The organism is Massilimicrobiota sp. mt181, from assembly GCF_055420065.1.
In genome coordinates, this window is the sequence record NZ_JBVAYN010000051.1 from 1 (window position 1) to 3,286 (window position 3,286).

At 33.4% G+C, this 3,286-nt stretch carries 4 protein-coding genes; all 4 read left to right on the forward strand.

Annotated elements, in window-relative coordinates:
- Window positions 1-242: 242 nt before the first annotated feature.
- Complete coding sequence (locus ACZYT4_RS13910; RefSeq protein ID WP_463786932.1) at window positions 243-725, forward strand: DUF6431 domain-containing protein; 483 nt, start codon at window positions 243-245, stop codon at window positions 723-725.
- A gap of 58 nt (window positions 726-783) precedes the next feature.
- Complete coding sequence (locus tag ACZYT4_RS13915; RefSeq protein ID WP_463786934.1) at window positions 784-2,025, forward strand: DDE-type integrase/transposase/recombinase; 1,242 nt, start codon at window positions 784-786, stop codon at window positions 2,023-2,025.
- Window position 2,026: 1 nt separating this feature from the next.
- Entirely contained in the window at window positions 2,027-2,830 is an 804-nt protein-coding gene (locus tag ACZYT4_RS13920) for an ExeA family protein (protein WP_087246144.1), read from the forward strand.
- A gap of 61 nt (window positions 2,831-2,891) precedes the next feature.
- A complete protein-coding gene (locus ACZYT4_RS13925; RefSeq protein WP_158095638.1) occupies window positions 2,892-3,149 on the forward strand; it encodes a hypothetical protein in 258 nt (85 codons plus the stop codon).
- Window positions 3,150-3,286: the final 137 nt, after the last annotated feature.

The following is a 3,286-nucleotide window of genomic DNA, read 5'->3' on the forward strand; positions in this document are numbered from 1 at the left end:
TGTTGAATGCCAAATTAAATAAAAAGAAAAATAAAGAAAATAGTCAAAATAAAAGAAAAAGTCTTATCAAAGTGAATGAATAAGAAATAATCACTTTAAATGATAAGACTATTTTAGTATGATAATAGCTGGAAAGGAAAAGGATAAAGCCTCTCACGCCAATGCTAGTCTTTATCCTCTGTTCAAAGAACACTTATATGATAACCTATTACTCAAACACATTCAATCAAAACTTTTCTAAAATGCAAACATTTTATAATGAATGTCTTGAAGATCTTAATATCGCTTCTCTAGAATGTTCATGTCATCACAAAGGACATCTTATCAAGCATGGCTTTTATACGCGCAAAATAAAAACACCAGATGGCATCATTCCCCTTAAAATCCAAAGATTCAAATGTAAGCATTGTCATCATACACATGCATTTTTACTATCTATCATTATTCCTTATAGTCAAATTCTATTTCATGACACTCTATCCATTATTCGCTCAAATACTATGAAGGATTTAAATCAGCTTATGATTGAGAACCCAAATATAGATGAATCTAATATTTCTTACATAAAGAAACAGTATTCGATGCATTGGAAACAAAGACTACTATCTGAAAATATTCAATTAGATAGTTCTTTGGTTTTTCAGTGCTTTTTTCATTTTAAAAGACAGTTTATGCAAATTAAATGCACACCAAATATTCTATATAATCTTACCCACATAGCCTAGCTTTCGAATACCTTAAACTTCATATACAATGGCAGCTGTATAAGGAGGAACAAGGCAAATGAACGCAAAAAAATCAACAGATATCGCTTTATTTCGATATGGAATCATAGCCCCGCTGGTCACTGGGACAATTGATGATAATTTATCCAAGTCAGCATTTTTTAATCAGGCAGCTTCCAGGGTATATGAGCATCCAAATGGTGAGGACTATAAGATCAGTGCATATACGATTGCAAGATGGTATCGAGCATATATGAAAAATGGCTTTGATGGATTGAAGCCACAGTCAAGAAGTGACAAGGCAACATATAGAAAGGTAGATGAGGATATCATGACTCAAATATCCTATTTAATTAAGGAATATCCCAGACTACCCGCGACACTCGTTTATCAGAAGCTAAAAGACAATGGTACCATCAGGTCAAAAGAAATATCCTTATCCACTGTTAATAGAGTCGTCAATCGACTAAAAAAAGAAGATACACCTACAAAAAACAAGGATATGCGAAGGTATGAAAGAAAACATATCAATGAAGTCTGGTGTGGGGATTCGAGTGTAGGACCATACCTCAAAATTGATGGAAAAAAAGAGCGAACATATATTATCGCATTAATAGATGATGCCTCAAGATATATCGTTGGCATAGATATATTCCTGAATGATAATTACATAAATCTGATGAGTGTCATTAAAAGTGCGGTAAAGAAGCATGGAAAACCAAAGATATTTAACTTCGACAATGGTGCAAATTACAGATGCAATCAAATGACATTATTAGCAGCACGAATGGGAACAGTTATCAATTACTGTGCCGTAAGGACACCTACATCAAAGGCAAAGATAGAAAGATGGTTTAAAACGATGAAGGAACAATGGATGTCAGGACTTCATATGAATGATTATAAGAGTCTTGATGAATTGAGGGAGTCATTAATGCAGTATGTACAACGATATAATCAAACCATCCACAGGTCCTTAAACAAAAAGACACCACAGGATAGATTCTTTGAAGAATCATCACTCATCCAAAGATATGATGATGAAAAGATAGACAAAATATTCCTTATAGAAAAAGAGAGAAAAGTATCTAACGATAACGTCATCATGATAGATCAAAAAGAATATGAGGTCAATTACAGATATGCAGGACAGAAACTGCTTTTAAGATATTCACCAGATCTATCCAAAATTTATATCGTCGATAAGGAATCAGGTGAACTGGAAGAAATACATCTGCTTGACAAACAAGCAAATGCAACTGTTAAACGAAATAAAATAAAATTTACGGAGGAAAAATAACATGAACTATACCAGCAGATATGGACTGGAATTCAATCCATTCATCAAGAATTCAAAAGACGTCCTAGTAGAAACAAATGATTATAAGGAGCTGATATTCAGATTGAACTATCTTGTACAGACAAAAGGATTTGGTGTCTTAACTGGAGGGCCAGGTCGAGGCAAAACAACCATGATAAGGCATTGGGTCAAGAGTCTTAATCAATCAGCATATAAAGTTATCTATATACCCATGTCAACATTAACAGTGATGGAATTCTATAGACAACTGGCAGAAGCATTGGGACTGGAAGCATATCATCGAAAAAGCGATAATTTCAAGGCCATTCAAAAAGCCATAGAAAGATATACCATCGAAAAAAGAATGACACTGATCATCATTCTCGATGAAGCAAACTATTTAAGAAATGGAATACTTAACGATCTAAAAATACTCTTTAATTTTGAAATGGATTCAAGTGATCAGGCAGTCGTTCTGTTAGCAGGACTACCACAGCTCAATAATACGTTTAATCTAGCGATACACGAGCCATTAAAACAGAGAATAGTCATGAACTATCATATAGAAAATCTTAACAAAGAGGAATCACGAAAATATATTCAGGAGAAGCTTAAAGGAGCTGGATGCCATCAACAGGTATTTGAAGCAAGTGCTGTAGAGGCAATTATAAATGCATCAAATGGTGTACCACGATTGATTAATCAACTGTGCAATAAAAGTCTATTGGCAGGCAATAATAGAAATCAGAATGTCATAGATACAGATACTGTCATGATGGCCTTTAATGATAATGAGTTGGGATAAGAAAATGGATTATATATATAAAAATAAAGATGAGATCAAATGTGTTGGTACAATCAGGAGCATGGAAACGTTCGTTTATTATTCATTTGATATCGTCATTGATAATCGAAGTGAATGGTGTCGTTTAATAGAGAATGAACTTGACTGGGAAATATGTTTCGTTATGAGAGATATGACAATAGGGCTTGCCCACCCAACGGATATATTCTGGAATACAGAGGCAATATACGAGGTGTTCGAAGATTTAGATATAAGTCTTAGAATTGCATATGGAATCAAATCGGTGTTTGAAAACTATAACAAAAAAAGTGCATCTTAGATGCATTTTTTAGTTATCTCACGTAGCAAATAATATGAATAGCCAGGACAATTTAATATGAATATTACAGTTATCTCACCTTGTATTCTAACAAAATAAATTGAAGAACTATTTATCATTTAATTTGGCATTCAACA